Annotated in this window: 19 protein-coding genes; 13 read left to right on the top strand and 6 right to left on the bottom strand. The window is 31.3% G+C overall.

Annotated elements, in window-relative coordinates:
- Positions 1-22 precede the first annotated feature (22 nt).
- The 6 genes from KDK92_RS07205 to KDK92_RS07180 all read left to right on the top strand — a co-directional run bounded on the left by KDK92_RS07205 (position 23) and on the right by KDK92_RS07180 (position 6,423).
- Positions 23-526 carry a GNAT family N-acetyltransferase gene (locus KDK92_RS07205; protein ID WP_250858520.1) on the top strand — a complete coding sequence of 168 codons (504 nt, stop codon included), beginning with the start codon at positions 23-25 and terminating at the stop codon, positions 524-526.
- 134 nt (positions 527-660) lie between these two features.
- Positions 661-2,010 (top strand): MATE family efflux transporter, encoded by a 1,350-nt coding sequence (locus KDK92_RS07200; protein ID WP_250858519.1) that lies wholly within the window; start codon positions 661-663, stop codon positions 2,008-2,010.
- Between the two features lie 151 nt (positions 2,011-2,161).
- The gene (locus KDK92_RS07195) at positions 2,162-3,253 is read left to right on the top strand and encodes an ABC transporter ATP-binding protein (RefSeq protein ID WP_250858518.1); all 1,092 of its coding nucleotides are present in this window, start codon (positions 2,162-2,164) and stop codon (positions 3,251-3,253) included.
- Positions 3,254-3,271: 18 nt separating this feature from the next.
- On the top strand, positions 3,272-4,282 hold the full coding sequence (locus KDK92_RS07190; protein ID WP_250858517.1) for a PucR family transcriptional regulator: 1,011 nt from the start codon (positions 3,272-3,274) through the stop codon (positions 4,280-4,282).
- Positions 4,283-4,766: 484 nt separating this feature from the next.
- Complete coding sequence (locus KDK92_RS07185) at positions 4,767-5,741, top strand: peptidylprolyl isomerase (protein ID WP_250858516.1); 975 nt, start codon at positions 4,767-4,769, stop codon at positions 5,739-5,741.
- 271 nt (positions 5,742-6,012) lie between these two features.
- Positions 6,013-6,423 carry a hypothetical protein gene (locus tag KDK92_RS07180; RefSeq protein ID WP_250858515.1) on the top strand — a complete coding sequence of 137 codons (411 nt, stop codon included), beginning with the start codon at positions 6,013-6,015 and terminating at the stop codon, positions 6,421-6,423.
- 260 nt (positions 6,424-6,683) lie between these two features.
- Here the strand turns inward: KDK92_RS07180 and KDK92_RS07175 are convergent, their stop codons facing one another.
- A complete protein-coding gene (locus KDK92_RS07175; protein ID WP_250858514.1) occupies positions 6,684-7,154 on the bottom strand; it encodes a helix-turn-helix domain-containing protein in 471 nt (156 codons plus the stop codon).
- Positions 7,155-7,422: 268 nt separating this feature from the next.
- On the opposite strand from KDK92_RS07175, the gene KDK92_RS07170 reads away from it, so the two are divergent.
- From KDK92_RS07170 to KDK92_RS07160, 3 genes are read left to right on the top strand one after another with little or no spacing between them, the layout of a single operon-like run.
- Positions 7,423-8,205 carry an amino acid ABC transporter substrate-binding protein gene (locus tag KDK92_RS07170; protein ID WP_250858513.1) on the top strand — a complete coding sequence of 261 codons (783 nt, stop codon included), beginning with the start codon at positions 7,423-7,425 and terminating at the stop codon, positions 8,203-8,205.
- A 6-nt stretch (positions 8,206-8,211) separates the two neighbouring features.
- The gene (locus KDK92_RS07165) at positions 8,212-8,847 is read left to right on the top strand and encodes an amino acid ABC transporter permease (RefSeq protein WP_250858512.1); all 636 of its coding nucleotides are present in this window, start codon (positions 8,212-8,214) and stop codon (positions 8,845-8,847) included.
- Between the two features lie 45 nt (positions 8,848-8,892).
- Positions 8,893-9,639, top strand: coding sequence for an amino acid ABC transporter ATP-binding protein (locus KDK92_RS07160; RefSeq protein WP_250858511.1), 747 nt, complete (start codon positions 8,893-8,895; stop codon positions 9,637-9,639).
- Positions 9,640-9,775: 136 nt separating this feature from the next.
- On the opposite strand, the gene KDK92_RS07155 is transcribed toward KDK92_RS07160, so the two are convergent.
- Positions 9,776-10,321 (bottom strand): NADH peroxidase, encoded by a 546-nt coding sequence (locus tag KDK92_RS07155; RefSeq protein WP_250858510.1) that lies wholly within the window; start codon positions 10,319-10,321, stop codon positions 9,776-9,778.
- A 257-nt stretch (positions 10,322-10,578) separates the two neighbouring features.
- Here KDK92_RS07155 and KDK92_RS07150 point away from each other — a divergent pair, with 257 nt between their 5' ends.
- Positions 10,579-11,445, top strand: coding sequence for a VanW family protein (locus tag KDK92_RS07150; RefSeq protein ID WP_250858509.1), 867 nt, complete (start codon positions 10,579-10,581; stop codon positions 11,443-11,445).
- 80 nt (positions 11,446-11,525) lie between these two features.
- Here KDK92_RS07150 and KDK92_RS07145 read toward each other — a convergent pair whose 3' ends face one another.
- Positions 11,526-11,783: a hypothetical protein gene (locus KDK92_RS07145; RefSeq protein ID WP_250858508.1), complete on the bottom strand. Its 258-nt coding sequence runs from the start codon at positions 11,781-11,783 to the stop codon at positions 11,526-11,528.
- Positions 11,784-11,794: 11 nt separating this feature from the next.
- Positions 11,795-12,148, bottom strand: coding sequence for a hypothetical protein (locus tag KDK92_RS07140; protein WP_250858507.1), 354 nt, complete (start codon positions 12,146-12,148; stop codon positions 11,795-11,797).
- Between the two features lie 313 nt (positions 12,149-12,461).
- Here KDK92_RS07140 and KDK92_RS07135 point away from each other — a divergent pair, with 313 nt between their 5' ends.
- Genes KDK92_RS07135 through KDK92_RS07125 form a run of 3 tightly spaced genes read left to right on the top strand, consistent with a single transcriptional unit; the run spans position 12,462 to position 18,258 of the window.
- Positions 12,462-16,382 (top strand): response regulator, encoded by a 3,921-nt coding sequence (locus tag KDK92_RS07135; protein ID WP_250858506.1) that lies wholly within the window; start codon positions 12,462-12,464, stop codon positions 16,380-16,382.
- Positions 16,379-17,233, top strand: coding sequence for a CheR family methyltransferase (locus tag KDK92_RS07130; protein ID WP_250858505.1), 855 nt, complete (start codon positions 16,379-16,381; stop codon positions 17,231-17,233). The genes KDK92_RS07135 and KDK92_RS07130 overlap by 4 nt, the downstream gene beginning before the upstream one ends.
- Before the next feature lie 41 nt (positions 17,234-17,274).
- Positions 17,275-18,258 (top strand): GGDEF domain-containing response regulator, encoded by a 984-nt coding sequence (locus KDK92_RS07125; RefSeq protein ID WP_250858504.1) that lies wholly within the window; start codon positions 17,275-17,277, stop codon positions 18,256-18,258.
- Between the two features lie 125 nt (positions 18,259-18,383).
- Here the strand turns inward: KDK92_RS07125 and KDK92_RS07120 are convergent, their stop codons facing one another.
- Both KDK92_RS07120 and KDK92_RS07115 read right to left on the bottom strand, forming a co-directional pair.
- Complete coding sequence (locus KDK92_RS07120; protein WP_250858503.1) at positions 18,384-18,743, bottom strand: hypothetical protein; 360 nt, start codon at positions 18,741-18,743, stop codon at positions 18,384-18,386.
- A gap of 35 nt (positions 18,744-18,778) precedes the next feature.
- Positions 18,779-19,228 carry a helix-turn-helix transcriptional regulator gene (locus KDK92_RS07115; protein WP_250858502.1) on the bottom strand — a complete coding sequence of 150 codons (450 nt, stop codon included), beginning with the start codon at positions 19,226-19,228 and terminating at the stop codon, positions 18,779-18,781.
- Between the last annotated feature and the right edge of the window lie 82 nt (positions 19,229-19,310).

Here is a 19,310-nt window from a genome sequence, read left to right as displayed (position 1 = left end):
TACCAAAGGGAGGATAAAATTAATGAGTGAGAATGTTAAAATTAGGTTTGCAACGATGGAGGATTTAGAGGGTATAGTAAAAATTTACAACCAGGCTATTGAGACTAAGAGGGCAACTGCTGATCTTGAGAAGATAACAACTGAGGATAGAAAACAGTGGATGATTGATCATAAAAGTGATACATATCCAGTATACATAGCGGAAATAGATGGGGAGGTTGCTGGATGGTGTTCAATAAGTCCATACAGAGCAGGAAGAAGAGCACTTGCTAGAACAGCAGAGATAAGCTATTACATTGATTTTAATCACCATAGAAAAGGAATAGCTTCAAAGCTTGTTGAACATGCATTAGGTGATTGTGAGAGATTAAACATAAAAAATCTTTTCGCATTTATATTGAGTGTTAATGAGAGAAGTATAAACCTTCTAAAAAAATATGGATTTGAACAGTGGGGTTACATGCCTGAAGCAGCAGATCTTGATGGAACAATTTGTGGTCACTGCTTAATCGGAAAACAAGTTTAAAATAAAAACATAGTTGAGAGTTCTCAACTTCTTTTAAGGCACGCTTAGCGTGCTTTTTTTATTGAAAATTCTTCCAAGTTGTGATATTATTTTAATAACCCCCTATGGGGGTTATTAAGAATCTTGGAGGAAATATGAAATTTCTAAGAGAAAATAAGATTTTGATGAAGGCTATAATTGTATTGGCTATCCCTGCTATAATTGAGAATGTGCTACAGTTTTTTATCGGGGTTGTTGATATGTATTTCGTAGGTGGTTTAGGTAAAGAAGCAGTCTCAGCTGTGGGGATAAGCAATCTCATAATGAACATATACCTGTCATTCTTTATTGCAATAGGGGTTGGAGCTACTGCTATAATAGCGAGATATATAGGTGAGGGGGATAGGGATGCTGCTAAGAGGGCAATAACTCAAAGTTTAATTACCACAGCTATTCTTGGTATTATTTTTGGTGGTATAAGTTTTATATTTGCATATCCTATACTTGGTATAACTGGGGCGGAAGAAAGTGTTCTTATTCTTGGAAAAGAGTATTTTAATATTGTTGCAGGCCCGGTGGTATTTCTGAGTTTGATAATGGTTGCATCATCCGCATTAAGAGCATCAGGTGATACTCTGACACCTATGATTGCTGTTATATTATCTAACTTTATTAATGCGGTGTTGGATTTCATCTTGGTAAGAGGCGTGGGAAGCTTCAAGGGTATGGGTATTGCTGGAGCAGCTCTGGCGACTACTATATCCAGAGCTATTGCAGTGATTATTTTATTGGTTGTATTATGTAAAAGATTTAAAATTCATAAGAAATTTAAAGTAACTCTAGATAGAGGAGTCCAGAAATCTTTATTGAAGATAGGATGGCCAGCAGCTACTGAAAAGTTGGTTATGAGAGTTGGACAGATTATATATGGAGCATTGATAATAAATATAGGGACAACTGCTTATGCAGCTCATAATATAGGGGGAACCATTGAGAATCTCACCTATCTTCCTTGTTTGGGATTTGGAATAGCGGCAGCAACGTTGGTAGGACAGAAATTAGGAGCTAACAAACCAGATGAGGCAGTTAAGGTAGGAATTCTAAGTTTCATAATGTCGACAGCTTTCATGTGGACTATAGCATTGGTATTTTTAATATTTCCAGAGCAATTGGCTGGTATATTCTCAAAAGATATTGAGGTTATTAATTTAACTGCAGATGTGCTTAAGATAATAGCAATTTTCCAACCAGCATTAAGTTGTTCAGTTGTTATAACCTCTGCACTTCAGGGGGCAGGAGATACCAAATATCCTATGTATGCCACTATTATTGGTATATGGGGAGTAAGAGTAACAGGAGCTGGTATCTTTGGAGTATGGCTTGGCATGGGACTTGTTGGAGTGTGGTTATCCTATGCACTAGATATATCCTTGAGAAGCATAATCCTCATGAGACGATATGTAAAGAAAAAGTGGTTAAATATTGAAGTTAATATAAAAGCATAAAAATATAGCTATGAATTTGTTAAACTTTAACAAATTCATAGCTATATTTTTGGCTAAAACATCAATATACATAATATTGTTAATATAGTAAGATTTATATAGAAAGGTTATTTATGGGGAATATATATCTTAAAAATTTAGGAGGGGAATCATGGCGGGATTAAACTTAAAGGGAATTAATAAAATATATCCTAATGGTTATCATGCTGTTAAGGATGTGAGTTTTGAAATTGAGGACAAAGAGTTTATTGTTCTTGTTGGGCCATCTGGATGTGGTAAGTCTACAACCTTGAGGATGATAGCGGGTCTAGAAGAAATCAGTGATGGTCAATTATATATTGGGGATAAGGTAGTAAACGATGTTCATCCTAAGGATAGGGATATAGCGATGGTGTTCCAAAACTATGCATTATATCCTCATATGTCGGTGTATGAAAATATGGCTTTTGGATTAAAATTGAGGAAGTACCCAAAAGCGGATATTGATAAGAGGGTAAACAATGCTGCTAGAATACTTGGAATAGAGGAGTTATTACCAAGAAAACCTAAACAATTATCTGGAGGACAGAGACAGAGAGTTGCTTTAGGAAGAGCTATTGTAAGAGAGCCTAAGGTTTTCTTAATGGATGAACCATTATCAAATCTTGATGCAAAATTAAGAGTTCAGATGAGAGCTGAACTTTCTAAGCTCCACAAAGAACTTCAAACAACTTTTGTATATGTAACTCATGATCAGACTGAGGCTATGACAATGGGATCAAGAATTGTAGTTATGAAAGATGGGGTTGTACAGCAGATAGATAATCCCCAGACCATATATGAACATCCTGTTAATAGATTTATAGCATCATTCATAGGTTCACCTCAGATGAATTTCTTGGATTGTAAAATAGTTAAAAATAGTGATAAAATGTATTTAGACTTCTTTGATAGTAATATTGATATTCCAGAAGATAAAATTAAGATTATCAAAGAAAATCATTATGTAGGAAAAGAAATCCTTCTTGGAATCAGACCTGAATCTGTTCTTATAGATGATAGTAATGAAGGGATTCTTGCTAAAGTTGAAGTAACTGAGATGCTTGGTTCAGAAACATATCTATATCTTAATGCAAATGGATACAATATAATTGCTAGAGTAGATCCAAGTATAAAGGCTTCAGTTGGAGATGATGTAAGAATCAAGTTTGTTACTGATAAAATTCATATATTTGATAGAGAAAGTGAGAAGGCTATTTTCTAATCCAGTAGGAGGAGAAATTTGAGTAAAATCTTAAAAAAACAGGGTATAGAAAAACTTAAGAATATTATCCAAGGTGATTTAATCATGCTAGATGGTGATTTTAATACAATCTGGAGTAAAAATGAAGAAACTATTGGAGAATATGATTATAAGAGATATAAAAACATAATATATAGAGGAACTAATTTTATTGATAATAGAATAATATATATGCACATGGATGAAGAATTAGTAATTGTAATAGAGGATGATAATGAGTTCAATCGGGATGTCATAGAGATGGTGGCTTTATTTATTGAAGAAGAGAAAGAATATGACAGTAAAGAAGATGTAATAAAAGGCCTGATAAATGGAGAGATAGATAAAAAATATGCAGAAGAACTCTTTAAAAAGCTTGATTTTAAGTTGAAAAAGAAAATGAAAGTCTATATTGTAGAATGTCGAAAAAATATTGAAGAAATTCATAATTTATTGAAGGAATTTTTTGATAATTCTATAATTTTATTAAATGACAAGAAAATTGTGGTTATTGATACATCTCTTGAAGATAATCTGGAAGAAGGTATACAGGATGTTATACTTTCAGAGACAATGATAAAAATAAAAATTTCAGTAGGAACCATTGTGAATGATATCTTTGATATTAAAAATAGCTATGATAGGGCTATGAAAGCAATGGTACTTGGTAAAAGATTAATTAAGGGTAAAAATATTTTCTATTATGATCAGATGATATTACCTATCATAATTAATGGAGTTAAGAGTAAAAAACTTACTACGCTGAGTAATGAACTGTTTCAAGGTATGGATAAGATATTTGAAGAAAGAGAACTTATGCAAACGGCAACAAGTTTTTTGGAAAACAACTTAAATATAAGTGAAACATCCAAAAAGCTTTTTATACACAGAAATACTTTAACGTATAGGTTAAACAAAATCAAAAAACTCACTAGATATGACCTAAGAAATTTCGAAGACGCTGTGAATTTTAAAATTGCCCTCTATATTCACAGTTACGTCAAAAATTAGATTAATTTTTGCACCCTTTGGGGTGTTTTTTTATTCTTTAGGAAATTGAAAAATTTCTTAAAGAATTTATCACATGTAATGTTGCTTATATCAACGGGGTGCATGTTTGTGTAAAATTGTACCAGTTCAATTTCTAAAGAATAAAAAAATGAAGGGGTGGTAGGGAATACAAGGAACATTTAACAGAGAATAAAGAATAGATGTCCTTGGTTAAAAATACAAAAAAATTATTTGGGTAAACTAAACCTTAAGATAAGATATCTATAGAGATATAAACAAAATTTTAAGTTTGTGTGAAAATAATTGAAAGATAGTATAATAATTTTCAAATTTATGTTAAAATATGTGCTATGTATATATAGATGAACTTTCCAATAATATGAAAAATCATTGGAATCTCCATATGATTTCAATATTAATAGGTTTACCTATATGATAATGTGAGATCAATGTGAAAAATTCACAGAACGAGGAGGCATTTGCCGTGCTTAAAAAAAGTAAAAAATTCAGAGCTATCTTGTGTACGCTTCTTGTGGCAGGAATGTTTACAGGGTGTACTACAGGAGCTAAAGCATCAGAGAATAATGATAAAAAAGCAGTTGTAGAATTTAAACAAGGAAAGATAACTAAGGATGAATTATATGATGAAATGGTTAAGGCATCAGGTATGAATATTGCTTTAACAATAGCTGATACTGCTATATTAAATGAACTTTATCCAGTTACAGATGAAATGAAATCAAATGCAGATGAGCAACTTGCAAAAATAAAAGAATATTATGGAGAGAATTTTGAAGCAGTATTAATGCAAAATGGTATAGCTACTGAAGAAGAGTATCTTAAAATTGTATCTCTTAGTCTTCAAAGACAAAAGTATATCGAAAAATACGTAGGGGATAATATTTTAACTGAAGAAGAAATTAAAGCATATTATGATAATTTTGAACCTAAGGTAAAAGCTAGTCACATTCTTATAGGTGCAGAAGAGGAAAGTGAAGAAGCTTTAGCTAAAGCTAAAAAAACTGCTGAAGAATTAATAGCAAAGATAGAAAGTGGAGAAGATTTTGCAGCATTGGCTAAAGAATTCTCTATAGATAAAGGTTCTGCCGTAAATGGAGGAGATTTAGGATTCTTCGGAAAAGGGCAGATGGTACCAGAATTTGAAGAAGCTACTTATGCTCTAAAAGTAAATGAATACACTAAAACTCCAGTTAAATCACAATTTGGATATCATATTATATTGAAAACAGATGAAGAGAAAAAAGATACACTAGAAGAAATGAAGAATAAAATAATTGAAGATTTAACTAAGGAAAAAATAGCTGCTGATGCTACATTAGGAGATAAAGCTTTAATTAAGATGAGAGAAGAAAATGGAATGAAAATAAACAATACTGATATAAATGATAAATATCAAGAGTTTGTAAAAAGTCTTGAAACAGAAAAAACAGAGAAATAACAATATATTATAACTTTGTCAACAAACTTAGAGACCACGCAGGTCTCTTTTTTTCTGTGAATTTTAGAAACTATGATGAAAAAATACTATTAAAACAAGGATTGGAACTCTTCAATATTTTTTTGAATTCAGCTATGCTTTAAATAAATATTTATTTCGGAAAAAAGATAATAATAAAGGTGTTTTTCATATAATATAGAAGTATTGATAATATATGTAATTTAAAGAGGAGCAGGTTAGTGAGAAAAAAACTTATAAAGGAGGAGATTTTTTGTTTTCATTTGTTAACTTTTTCTTAGGGTTAGGATTACTAATTATAGTAGTTGTTATCTTAGTGAGGAATATATTAATAGGAATTAAGGGTACTGATAACGGAGTTGTTAATTTAGTTCTTGCGGCTCTTGTTTTAGTAGGAATATTTTGCTCGTTTGCTATATTATTAAGACTAGTCAACATAAATAGTTTAGAAGTAAGACTTAATTCTGAAAAGGCTCTATCTATGGAACAAATTGCATTAATAAAAAATGATATAGCTCAAGCGAAAACTAACAATATCATTTGTATTTTAGTTGGTTATTGTTCTCTAATTTTTGATTTTATTATATTTAAAATTATTGAGAAGAAGAAGACAGTAGCCCTTGCAAAAGGAAAAAAACGTTGGGATTGGAATAAAGTGAAGTGAATCTACTCCAGATGAAGGGGAGCAAGTATAAAAGATAATGGAGAATGTATAATGGAAAATGATTGACATTTCTCTTCGAGAAATTTTAATTTAATAGTGCTTGGACAATAGAAGGTTGGTAGTGCGCGCAAAGTGCGCTTTTTTTTTATTGGCTATGTTTAAGAATGATATTGAAATTGTGTATTCATTATAAATGTTGAACAATTGCTTTATATTAGTTTATTAAAATACCTCCCTAATTTTCGGGAGGTTGATATTATTTATTTCTCAAACTGTTTCAATGTTTCAATAATAAACGAAGAGTTTCCAAACAAAATAAATCTTGCTTTTGATTCTTTCTCAACATAATCATATGAATAATTTGCACCACCTTTTGTTACCTCAACATTATTATTTATTATTGTCATTAACTTATCTGACATTTCTTTGGCTGCCTTTTTCGTATCACAATAATAATCTGCAATAGTACAAATTTGCAGTTGACCATTCATATCTGTGTTAACACCATCAATAAAATCAAGTACTTGCTCTCTTTGATGATCTTGCATATCTTTTGCTACATTTCCTTTATTAAATAATTTTTTAACGTCTTTCATAGTAAACCTCCATTGACCTCCAATTTTTGTACCTTCAAGACTTCCATCTTTCAGATAATTTCTAATTGTACGTGTTGTAAGACCAGTCATCTTTGCAATATCTTCAACCGTATAAAGCTTTTCCATTTCCTCCATCTTTATATTCTCCTTCCATATATTGTTATTATAATTATAATTATAATTCATATATTTTCATATTAATTGTTATTTACATTTAACTAAATGATATTATCAACACTATTTTTAAACATAGCCTTTTTATTTAAAAAAGAGAGTTATATAAAATTGGAAATAAAAAGTTTGAAAAAACACTTTACTACTCTACTATACTAAAGTATAATATGTAAATATAACGTTGGACAAGGTATTTGAATATGCCTAAAGTCCGAAAAGGAGGAAAAACATGAGAAAGAGTATTTTAGTAGTTTTAATGGTTCTTGTTGTACTTATGGGTATAACAGGGTGTGGTAGTAAGAATTCAGAAGGGGGAAAAAATTTGCATTCTGAAGAAATTAAGAAATTTGTTGTTGGATTAGATGATAATTTTCCTCCGATGGGATTTAGGAGTGAAAGTGGAGAGATAATTGGATTTGATATAGATCTAGCTAAGGAAGCAGCAAAGAGAATAGGATATGAGGTAGAGTTTAAAGCTGTGGATTGGGATGGAGTACTTCTATCTTTGAATAATGGAGATATTGATGCAATATGGAATGGGTTGACCATAACAGAGGAGAGGAAGGAAAAGATAGGGTTTACAGATGAGTATTTAGTAAATAATCAGATTATAGTTGTTAAAGGAGAATCTGATATTGATACTAAAGCAGAATTAAATGATAGGAGTGTAGGAGTTCAAATGGGAAGTAGTAGCCAAGCTGTTCTTGAGAATATAAAAGATGAAATTGGTATAAAAGAGATAAAAAAATATGCAAACAATGTGGATGCGCTTCTTGACCTTAAAGCAGGTCGAATACAAGGAGTTGTTGTGGATGAGGTTGTTGGAAGATATTATATGACTAAGAATGGTGGAAGTTATAGAGTATTAGAGGAAACACTTGGAGGAGAGAGCTATGGTGTTGGATTTAGAAAAGATGATAGTGAATTTGGAGAAGAATTAAATAAAGTCTTGATCGATATGAAAGAAGATGGAACTTTCGATAAGATAAAAGAAACGTGGTTCGGTAAATAGATGAGCATGAATGAATTAATGGAAATGGTGAAATATATTATAAGTGGAGCAACCATCACCTTCAGTATTTTCTTTTCCACACTTGTAATATCCTTTCCCATTGGAGTAATAGGTGCTCTTGGAAAAATAAAAGGGAATATATTAGTTCGAAAGCTTCTGAATATCTATACATGGGTATTTAGAGGTAGTCCATTATTGCTGCAGATTATTTTTGCGTACTATGGACTTGGGGTTATGGGAATAAAATTCACGCCATTTCAAGCAGCACTTATAGCATATTCTTTGAACTATGGTGCTTATATAACTGAGATAATCAGAGGAGGAATAAACTCTGTTGATAAAGGGCAGTTTGAGGGGTTCAAAGTTCTTGGTATGACTTATTTTCAGGGAATGAGAAGAGTAATCCTTCCTCAGGCAATAAGAAAGGCATTACCATCTCTATGTAATGAGGTAATAAACCTTATTAAAGATACGGCAATGGTGTCTGTTATTGGGCTTGGAGATATACTAAGAAACTCAAAGGAAATTGTAACTAGAGAATTCACAATAGTTCCTTTGATAATAGCAGTGGGTATATATTTGTGTATATCATCTGTAATCATACATTTAATGAAGAAACTTGAGGAAAAATATGCTTTTTAAGCGCACGCAGCGCGTGTCCTTTTACAGCCTAAGGAGGAAAAACTAATGATAAAAATTATAGATGCTTCGAAAAAATTTGGAGAAGAGAATGTTCTTAAAGGAATAAATACTTGTTTTGATAGCGGTCAAGTTATATCTATAGTGGGTCCATCAGGGGCAGGGAAAAGTACCTTTCTTAGGTCAATTATTCAGCTTGAAAAGTTGGATAAAGGAATGATTGAAGTTGATAATAAAATCTTATCGCTGGTTAAGAATGGAATAGATGAGGTGAGTAAGAGGAGTAAGAGAGAACTCTTATTAAAAATGGGAATGGTGTTTCAGAATTTTAATCTATTCCCTCATAAGAGTGCCATTGAAAATGTAATGGAAGCTCTTGTTGTTGTAAAAAAGATGAAGGAAAATGAGGCAAGAGAAATTGGAGAGCAAATGTTAGAAAAAGTGGGGCTTTTTAATAAATGTGATGCCTTTCCTTCTCAGCTTTCAGGTGGACAGAAACAAAGAGTAGCTATAGCAAGAGCACTAGCATTGCAACCTGAGGTTATATTATTTGATGAGCCAACATCAGCCCTTGATCCAGAATCGATAAGGGAAGTGGTTCAGGTTATTAAGGAACTGGCAAAGGAGAAAATAACTTTAATTATAGTAACTCACGAAAAAGAATTAGCTTTAGGGGTATCCCAAAGAGTATTATTCATGGAGCATGGGAAAATAGGTTTTGATTTCAACCCAAGTGAAATTGATACATTAGAAGATGGGGACAGAGTGAGAAATTTCTTTAGAGCTTTGGCCTAAATACACAATTCTTAGATTCCATCATATATTATTAATATAGGATGGTTTTTATTTTAACTAAAGTTAGAAATTAAGATACAAAAGAGAAAATGTAAAAAGTCCTTAGAGAATTTTATTCTCTAAGGCCTTTGTGTTCTTATTTGAAGTGTCTATCTAATAATCCTTTAAATGCAGCACCATGTCTAGCCTCATCTTTACACATTTCATGAACTGTATCATGAATAGCATCTAGGTTAAGTTTCTTAGCTAGAGTAGCTAGTTCTTTCTTACCTTTGTTAGCACCGTACTCAGCTTCAACTCTCATTGCAAGGTTTTTCTTAGTAGAATCAGTTACAACGTCACCAAGTAATTCAGCAAATTTAGCAGCGTGTTCAGCTTCTTCCCATGCAATTCGCTTATAAGCTTCTGCTACTTCTGGGTAACCTTCTCTATCTGCCTGTCTGCTCATTGCTAAGTACATACCTACTTCAGTACATTCACCAATGAAGTTTTCTCTTAAACCTTTAACTACTTCTTCGTCAACACCTTTAGCAACACCAATTTTATGTTCATCAACCCATTTCATGTTGTTTTCATCTAATAATTGAAACTTTTCAGCTCCTGCTGAGCATACTGGGCATTTATCTGGTGCATGCTCTCCCTCGTGTACATATCCACATACTAAACAAACGTGCTTTTTCATAATAATATCCTCCTAAATAATTGTTTTTTGACCTTTGAACAATTTATTTTCTTATTTCGATTAAATTCAATTTATCATTTTCTTTTGATGGTACCTTGTTTTGTTTTATCTATCTTACAGTTATTATTATATAATAATTATTATTGCTTGGCAAGAGTTTTCGAAAATTTTTTTTCTCTGTGTGGTTCAAGACATAAAAGAATGATTTTAACGAATTAACAAATATGATAAAATATGTATGCGGGGAGGCGGGAATTATGATTGAAAAAAAGCCCATAGTAAGATCAAAGTCTAGAGCATATCTAGGAAAGCAGTATTATACATACAAAAGATATCTAAAATGGATATTTAAAAGCAAGAACTTTTCAAGAATACATTCAGAGAAAAAGTTAGAGTATAAGATATTTACTCATAAGACTCCTTTGTTGAGAAAATTAAAAGATGTAGATATGCAGCTTCAGTATAATAAGATTACTAATTTGAAGATAGCTATAGATAAGATTAATGGGATAATAATAAAACCTGGAGAGATATTTTCTTATTGGAGGCTAATAGGGAAACCTACTTATAAGAAGGGTTATGTAGATGGATTGATATTAAATCCAGATGGTTCATTTAAAGCTGGGGAAGCAGGGGGATTATGTCAACTCTCAAATATGATATATTGGATAACATTGCACACACCACTGAAGGTTGTTGAGAGATATAGGCATAGTCATGACATATTCCCAGATGCTAAAAGAACTCAGCCCTTTGGAAGTGGTGCTACTTGCGTATATAATTATCTTGATCTTCAGATATATAATGATAGTGAAGTGGAATATCAGCTTAATCTGAGTATAAACCATGAATTCCTATATGGAGAATGGCGTTCTAATGAAAAGGGAAGATATACATATGAGATATATGAAAAGGAACATTTCTTGACTACTGGATGGTGGGGAGGATATATACGTAATAATATAATCAATAGAAGAGTGTTTAATATGTTTGGAGAAGAAGTTGATGATGAGTTCGTAACAGAGAACCATGCAATAATGATGTATGAGCCTTTTTTAGAAGAGAGTTCTATTGCTGTAGAAGAAGTAGCAGCAGGAGAATCAGCACATAATGAAAAACTTTAAACAAATGGAGAATTATAATGATGGATGTTTCTGCTCTAAAGCAGAAACATCCATCATTCTCCATTTTTAATTAGGTTTTGTTAAGGGGCTGCGATTTTAATAATCATAACCCCATCAGGATTAAATACCTCAATTATCAAACTCTTAATCAGTGTTACGATTTTAAACTCATCAGTCTTAATTTTAAGTTTAAAAGTATTACAACAAATTTCTATAAGTTTGATTTCAGCAGGAGATAGTACATCAATATTGAAATGTGGAGCAGTTATTTTTGCTGTATATCCTTCAAGAGGTAAATTAATTGATAATCCGGTTGAATTAATAATTTGCTCTAACATAGGAAAATAACCTAAGTATTACTTTCTATATTAGATTTAAGCATAATTCTAACTAATTCGTTAGTTTGTTCCCCTTGTTCAGTTTTTTCAGTAGTATACAATGTAAAATTTCCTTTAGAAACTACAGTAACAATTTCACTTTCAGGGGAAGTTTTTTGAATATAGTATCTATTTGTTACTTGTGTAGAACCATCTGTATTAACTGTAGTAATAGGTGATTCTGTAGCTGAAATTAATGCCACTTTAGTGTTAGTTGATTCAATATCATATAAATCAGCATTTAAGCTAAGAACAGAAGCAGATTCAGTGGCAGGTATTACTAATATTTCATCAACATCTAAATCGTATTTCATTTTTTTCTCCATAATAACCTCCAAACTATGTTGGATTAATACCAACATAGTATCAATATATACAGTAATAAGCTATCTGTTACAAATTTTAAAAAAGTAAAGCTAACTGCTTAAAAAAGCAAATGAATGGAATTATATTTCGAAGATTACTGAAATTTTTTGAAATAAAGGGGCTATTTCAGTAGTAATAACTCGAGGTATGGATTAGTTTGCACAGATTTGGAATACAGTGTAAAATAAAAATAACAGATTGTTTAAAGAAAATTATGATAAATAAATATTGGTTTTATTGGAGTGTTTTGAAAATGGAATAGGAGTGGTGTTATTGATTAGTTGGGTAAAGAATGTGAAGCTTAGAACTAAGATGATCCTTGGATTTATGGCAGTTATTATATTAATGCTTGTAGCAGTTTCATTTGGTTTAAAAGGGCTAGATACAAATAGAAAGCAGTTCATAGCTCTTAAAAATATATCTGATGAACAAGTGATTGCTAATAAAATTCAAGCAGAACTTTTAGGAAGCCGTATTAATTATGAAAACTTTCTGGTTACAGGTGATGTGAATAAGGAAGATTTATTCAGTAAGCATTTAAGAAGTATGAAAGATCTTATAGAAGATTATATATCAATAAGTGTTGATGAAACGCGGCTTCAATATATGGAAGAAATAGAAAAAGAATTGGAGTCTTATGAATCAGATTTCCGTAGAATTGTTGACTTAGAGAAAGCGGATAAGGAATTATTTGATGATACATCAGAAGTTGGGAATAGAATATTGACTTCACTTAGAAATATGGAGGAGACAGCATTTAATGAAGATGAAGCTTTTATCGCAAAAGAAGTAGCAAAGGCTCTAGAGTATATTCTTAACTCAAGACTTGTAGCATTCAAATATTATACATTCCATGATTTAGAAAATTTTAATGAATTTGAGGATTTATATAATATATTAGTTTCTCATATGGATGAAATAAAAAAAGAAGGAAAGAATCTGCAATATAGAAGCGATTATATGGATTATTTAAACAATGAGAAAACATATATGGAAGGAATTAGAGGATTAAAGAAAATTTTTGAAGAACAAGATCGCTTGATTGTAGGGATGGCAGAGCGAGGTCCTAGAATTGAACAAGTAATTGAACGTATTGTATCTTCAATTGAGTATGATAAATTACTTTATTTACATAATGTGGGAGAACAAAATAATATTATGATGAGATGGATGGGGCTGTTCGCACTGATTTCCATTTTATTATCTGGATTGATTTGTTATACATTACTGAGAATGATTTTGAGACCTATTACTTCTTTAACAGACACTTTTAAACAAATAGCTAAAGGTGATGTGGATCTTGATTTCCGTATGCCTTCAGGAAAAAAAGATGAGCTTGGTAAAATGTCCACTGCATTTAATGAATTCATGATTAAACTTAAAGGAATCATGAGTGATGTTAGATATAAAAACTGGATAAAGACTGCACAGACTGAATTGAATGATAAGTTAAGGAATAATGAAGATTTACTTGAAATAAGTGATTTGACTATATCTTATTTGTGTAATTATTTAGATGTAGAAATCGGAGCATTCTATCTAAATGATGGACAAGATAATTTCAGAATGACTGCTTCATATGCATATAAAAATAGGAAGGGAATGCCTCAAGAGATTAAGCTTGGTGAAGGGGTTATTGGCCAATGTGCAAGAGAGAAAAAAGTGTTTATTCTATCTGAGCTACCTGAGAACTATATTGCAGTTCAATCAGGATTAGGGGAGGGAACACCTAGAAATATTGCTGTACTTCCTTGTGTATATGAGGGTAATGTTAAGAGTGTCATTGAGATAGGTAGCATTCATGAATTAAATGAAGAAAGCATAGGGTTATTGGAAGCAATGGCAGATGCTATTGCAATAGCTATTAGTTCAGCTGAAGTAAATAAGAAGGTAAAAGAATTACTTGATCATACCCTTAGTCAATCAGAAGAACTAAAAACACAGCAGGAAGAACTTAAGCAAAGTAATGAAGAACTAGAAGAGCAAGCAAGAATATTAAAGGAATCTGAAGGACAGTTACAGGTTCAGCAAGAAGAACTTCGTGTATCTAATGAAGAACTTGAAGCAAGAACAAGACAATTGGAGCTGCAGAAGAAAGCATTAGATGAAAAGAACCACGAACTTGTTGAGTCTCAAGGACTTATTATTGAAAAGGCAGATGCTCTTGAGATTGCAAACCAGTATAAATCTGAATTCCTTGCAAATATGTCTCATGAATTAAGGACACCGCTTAATAGTATTCTTGTTTTATCTCAACTATTGAGTGATAGAGATAGAAATCAATTGATGACTGAGAAAGAGGAAGAATTTGCAAAGACAATACATTCTTCTGGAAATGATTTATTGAATATTATCAATGATATATTAGATTTATCCAAAGTTGAAGCTGGTTTTTTAGATATTCATCATGATGAAGTTAATCTTGAAGACTTGTTAAAACAAAATGAAAATTTATTTAAACCTCTTGCAGAGTCTAGAAATATAAAGTTTGAGACTTCTTTAAGTTCAATTGTTCCAAAGACCATTACAACAGATTCAGTTAGAGTGAACCAAGTAATAAAAAATCTTATATCGAATGCAATAAAATTTACTGAAGAAGGCATGGTTAAACTTTCAATTCGTCGACTAAATAACCAGGAAAGAAAAAAAATAGGAGATGCTGATGAATTTGTAGCTATAGAGGTAAAGGATACTGGAATTGGAATTCCAGAAGATAAACTTGATCATATTTTTGAAGCATTTAGGCAAACGGATGGTACAACTAGCCGTAAGTATGGTGGTACAGGCCTTGGATTAACAATTTCCAGAGAACTTATGAACTTATTAGGTGGAGAGATATTACTGGAAAGCGAACTAGGTAAGGGAAGTGTTTTTGTTGTTATATTGCCAATAAATTTATCATATCCAATGCCAAAAGAAATTTCTTATGAAGATGAGAAAAAGAAAATAAATGAACCAAGTGAAGATGATAGTGAAAAATTCGTGAAAATTAAAGAACCAGAGACTGGAAAGTCTAATAAAAATAGTAATAGATTATTGATAATTGAGGATGATGTTAATTTTGCTAGTGTTCTAAAATCTCTTTCAGAAGAAAAGGGGTATAAAGTTAATATGGCTCATAGTGGTGAAGAGGGACTTAAACAAGCGCAGATGCGACCACCAGAAGCTATAATTCTAGATATTGGATTACCTGATATGGATGGAATATTAGTAGCACAAAAGCTTGAAAAGATGGATGAGACAAAGGATATTCCAATTCATATTATTTCAGGTAAAGAAAATGAAAACATCGTAATGCCTCAAAGTGTAATAGGTTTCTTAAAGAAACCAGTAGATATAAAATCAATTTATGAGACCTTAGGGAAAATTGAGTCTGTTACAAAAAATGGATTCGAAAAGCTTCTAGTAGTTGGTCATTGTGGTGGAGAAGAATTTGATCACTTTGTTAATCTAGGGAATGTTGATGTGTCAAAAGTACTTACAGGTAAAGAAGGGCTAGAGAAAATCAAGGAAGATAAATATGAATGTATAGTACTTGATGTTGAACTTGAAGATATGAGTGGTGTTGAATTTATAAAGACTGTAAGTGAAAATAGGGAAGAGAAAATTCCAGTTATAATCTATACAGATGAAGATATAAAAAATGATAAACTCAGTGATGTAAATCCCCATGTGGAAAGTATAATACTTAAGAGTTCCAAGTCAAAGGATAGATTAGTTGACGAGATTTCATTATTCCTTCATGGTATGAGGGAGGCTGATAAAGAAAATACCTTTATTGAAAAGCCGACTCAACAAAAGCAGGAGAATCTAGATGATTCATTGGCCAGTAAAAAAATTCTTCTAGTGGATGATGATGAAAGAAATGTATTTGCTTTACTCCATCTATTGGAACAACATGGAATGGAAGTTCTAACAGCAATTGATGGAAATGAGTGTATTGAGTTGTTCAAGGAGAATGAAGCGATTGATCTAATTCTAATGGATATTATGATGCCTCATAAGGATGGTTATGAAGCAATTAAAGAAATACGTAAGATAGATGAGAGAAAAGAAATTCCAATAATTGCATTAACGGCTAAAGCAATGAAAGGAGATCGTAAGAAATGTATTGCTGCTGGAGCAAATGATTATCTAACTAAGCCAGTTGACGTTGGAAAATTATTATCTACTTTGAAGGTGTGGTTATCGTGATAAGTAAAAATGATGTAATATTAGATAATGAGGATATAGAGATACAATTATTTTTGGAAGCAATATTTCAAAAATATGATTATGATTTCAGGGATTATTCTCGAGCTCATATAAAACGAAGAATATTAAGTAAAAAAGTGAGAGATAACTTCTCAAGTATTTCTGAGATGCAGCATAGAGTTATATATGATGAATTGTTCTTCTTGGAAATGCTTTCTGAGTTCTCTATAAATGTCACAGAGATGTTCAGAGATCCAGAGTTTTTCTTATACTTTAGAAAAGAAGTGGTTCCGTACTTAATGACATATCCGCGACTTAAGATTTGGCATGCAGGTTGTTCTACTGGAGAAGAGGTTTATTCAATGGCAATATTGCTCAAGGAAGAAGGCCTCTTAGAGAGATGCCAGATTTATGCCACAGATTTTAATGAAAAGGTTTTGAAGAAGGCAGAAGAAGGAATATTTTCAATGGAGTCCATTAAAGATTATACAAGGAATTACATTGAAGCCGGAGGGAAGAAAGACTTCTCTGATTATTACATTGCTAAATATGAGTCTGCTATTATTAATCAATCATTAAAAAAACATATTATGTTTAATGAACATAATCTAGTTGTTGACCAGGTTTTTGGTGAAATGAATGTAATTATCTGTAGGAATGTTTTGATATATTTTAATAAAGAGCTTCAGAATAAAGTTTTGAATTTATTTGATGAAAGTCTTCCCAAAGGTGGTATACTATGTCTTGGGTCAAAAGAGACTTTGAAGAATTCAAATACTATGATAAATTTTGAAGTGTATGATGAAATGAGTAAAGTGTATAGGAAAAAATTTCAAGGATTGAATTTGTAGGGATACTATAGGTATATAAAAAATGTACAGGAGATATGAATATGAGACAAAAAGTAGATATCTTAATTGTGGATGATTTAAAAGAAAATCACTTGGTTATGGAAAGTGTTCTAACTGATGAGGATTTAAATCTGATTAATGCTATGTCAGGGGAAGAGGCATTGAAGCTATGTTCAAGTCATTCTTTTGCAGTTATTTTAATGGATGTTCAGATGCCAGGTTTAGATGGATTCCAAACAGCTGAGCTTCTCAGAAAAATTGAGAAAACGAAGAAAATACCAATTATTTTTGTCACTGCAATTAGCAAGGAAAAAAAATCTATATTTAAGGGCTATGAGGTAGGAGCTGTTGATTATTTATTTAAGCCTATAGATCCATTGATATTAAGAAGCAAAGTAAATATTTTTAAAGAACTATATTTGCAAAGAAGATTAATCGAAGATATTGCTGAAGAGTTGGAGAATAAGATTGTTGAATTGACAAACTTGAAAGAAGAGAAGTGTAAGTTAGAGGATATTAGTTTAGAAGATTTTCTAACAGGGACATATAACCGTAGAGGAATTGATCGTATGCTTAAAATGCATTGGAGAAACTGCAGTAGATATGAAATGCCATTATCAGTGATAATGTTGGATCTTGATAATTTTAAGAAGTACAACGATATGTATGGTCATATTCAGGGGGATGAAGTACTTAAAAAGGTAGCTAGTAGTATAAAAGGAACTCTTGGGCGATCAGAGGATTTTGCTGGAAGATATGGGGGAGAGGAGTTTTTGGTTGTACTGCCTAATACATCGTTGGATGGGGCAATTATTATTGCGGATAGAATCAATAATAAACTTAAAGAATTAAGCATAAAACATGAGAATAATGATGCAAATGGATATGTTACAGTAAGTATGGGTATTGCATCTATTTTTCCAAAGAATCATATGAATATGGAAGGAATTATAAAGCACGCAGATGAAATGCTTTATAAGGCTAAGGAGAATGGAAAAAATCAATATAAATATATAGAGATTTAAACGTAGTTTAATAGAATATAATTAAAAGGTACTTTTTTTCAGCAACGGCTTCTTATTAAGGTGCAAATTTAATAAATAACATTAGAAATAACTTGCTATTTAACATTAAAATAGCAAGTTGTTTTTTATTCTTTCTTTTTATAAACAAATACTGATAATATTAGGAAACCTAATATTAATGGACTATTTAAACCTATGTTTTTGATAGCAACATTAAGAGTACCATTTTCTACAAATCCAGAAATGAGACATATTACAAACATAAATACTGAAACAATTCCATATATAACTGATAATATTTTAGTTATAATTGACCTTATTTTAAAATCACCTATCCTTATTACTCCCAAATATAATATAGGTAAAATGATTAAGGCTATCATTTCCCATACTATAGGGTGAATGATTGCAGATATTATGCAATATAAAGATATTGTTAATATAGAACCATAAATAATTTTGTCCTTTGTTTTTTCATTTTTCATATAAAACGCTCCTTGAATTATGTTATTTTATATTTTTAATCAGCAAGTTCATTAAATCTTTTATTTATGTATTCAACTTCAAAGGAATAACTCACTCTTAGATTATTACTATCTAAAATTCTGTAATGATTTGATATTACATTTTGTTGAACTGTATAACCATTTTTAGTCTGAATATCCTTCCACCAAAGCTTTCCTCCAAGTGTTGAAGTGTATTTATTATCATTATTTTCAGAGGATAATGACCGAATTATATCTTCTATATCTCCTCCAAAAGTTAATTCTAATATTTCACTGTTCTTGAAGATAACACATACTGCTATAGCAACTGCCCAACCCAAACTACCTCTTTCTTTTTCAACTTGTACTAAAGTTTTTTTTGATATTCCAAGTATCTGTGCCATTTTATCTTGTGTGTATCCTTTTTCGTTTCTTATAAGTTTAACCTTTTCATCAACTTTTTTTATAAATTCATTTCTTGTCATAAAAGTTCCACCTTTTAAATATGATTTACTTATTAAATTTCTAAAGAGTAAAAAACACCCTTATAGTGTAATTTTACACTAT

The sequence above is a fragment of the Oceanirhabdus seepicola genome, assembly GCF_023684385.1.
GTDB lineage: Bacteria > Bacillota > Clostridia > Clostridiales > Clostridiaceae > Oceanirhabdus > Oceanirhabdus seepicola.
Note: the sequence above shows the minus strand (reverse complement) of the source record. Positions and strands in the feature narration are given on the sequence as shown.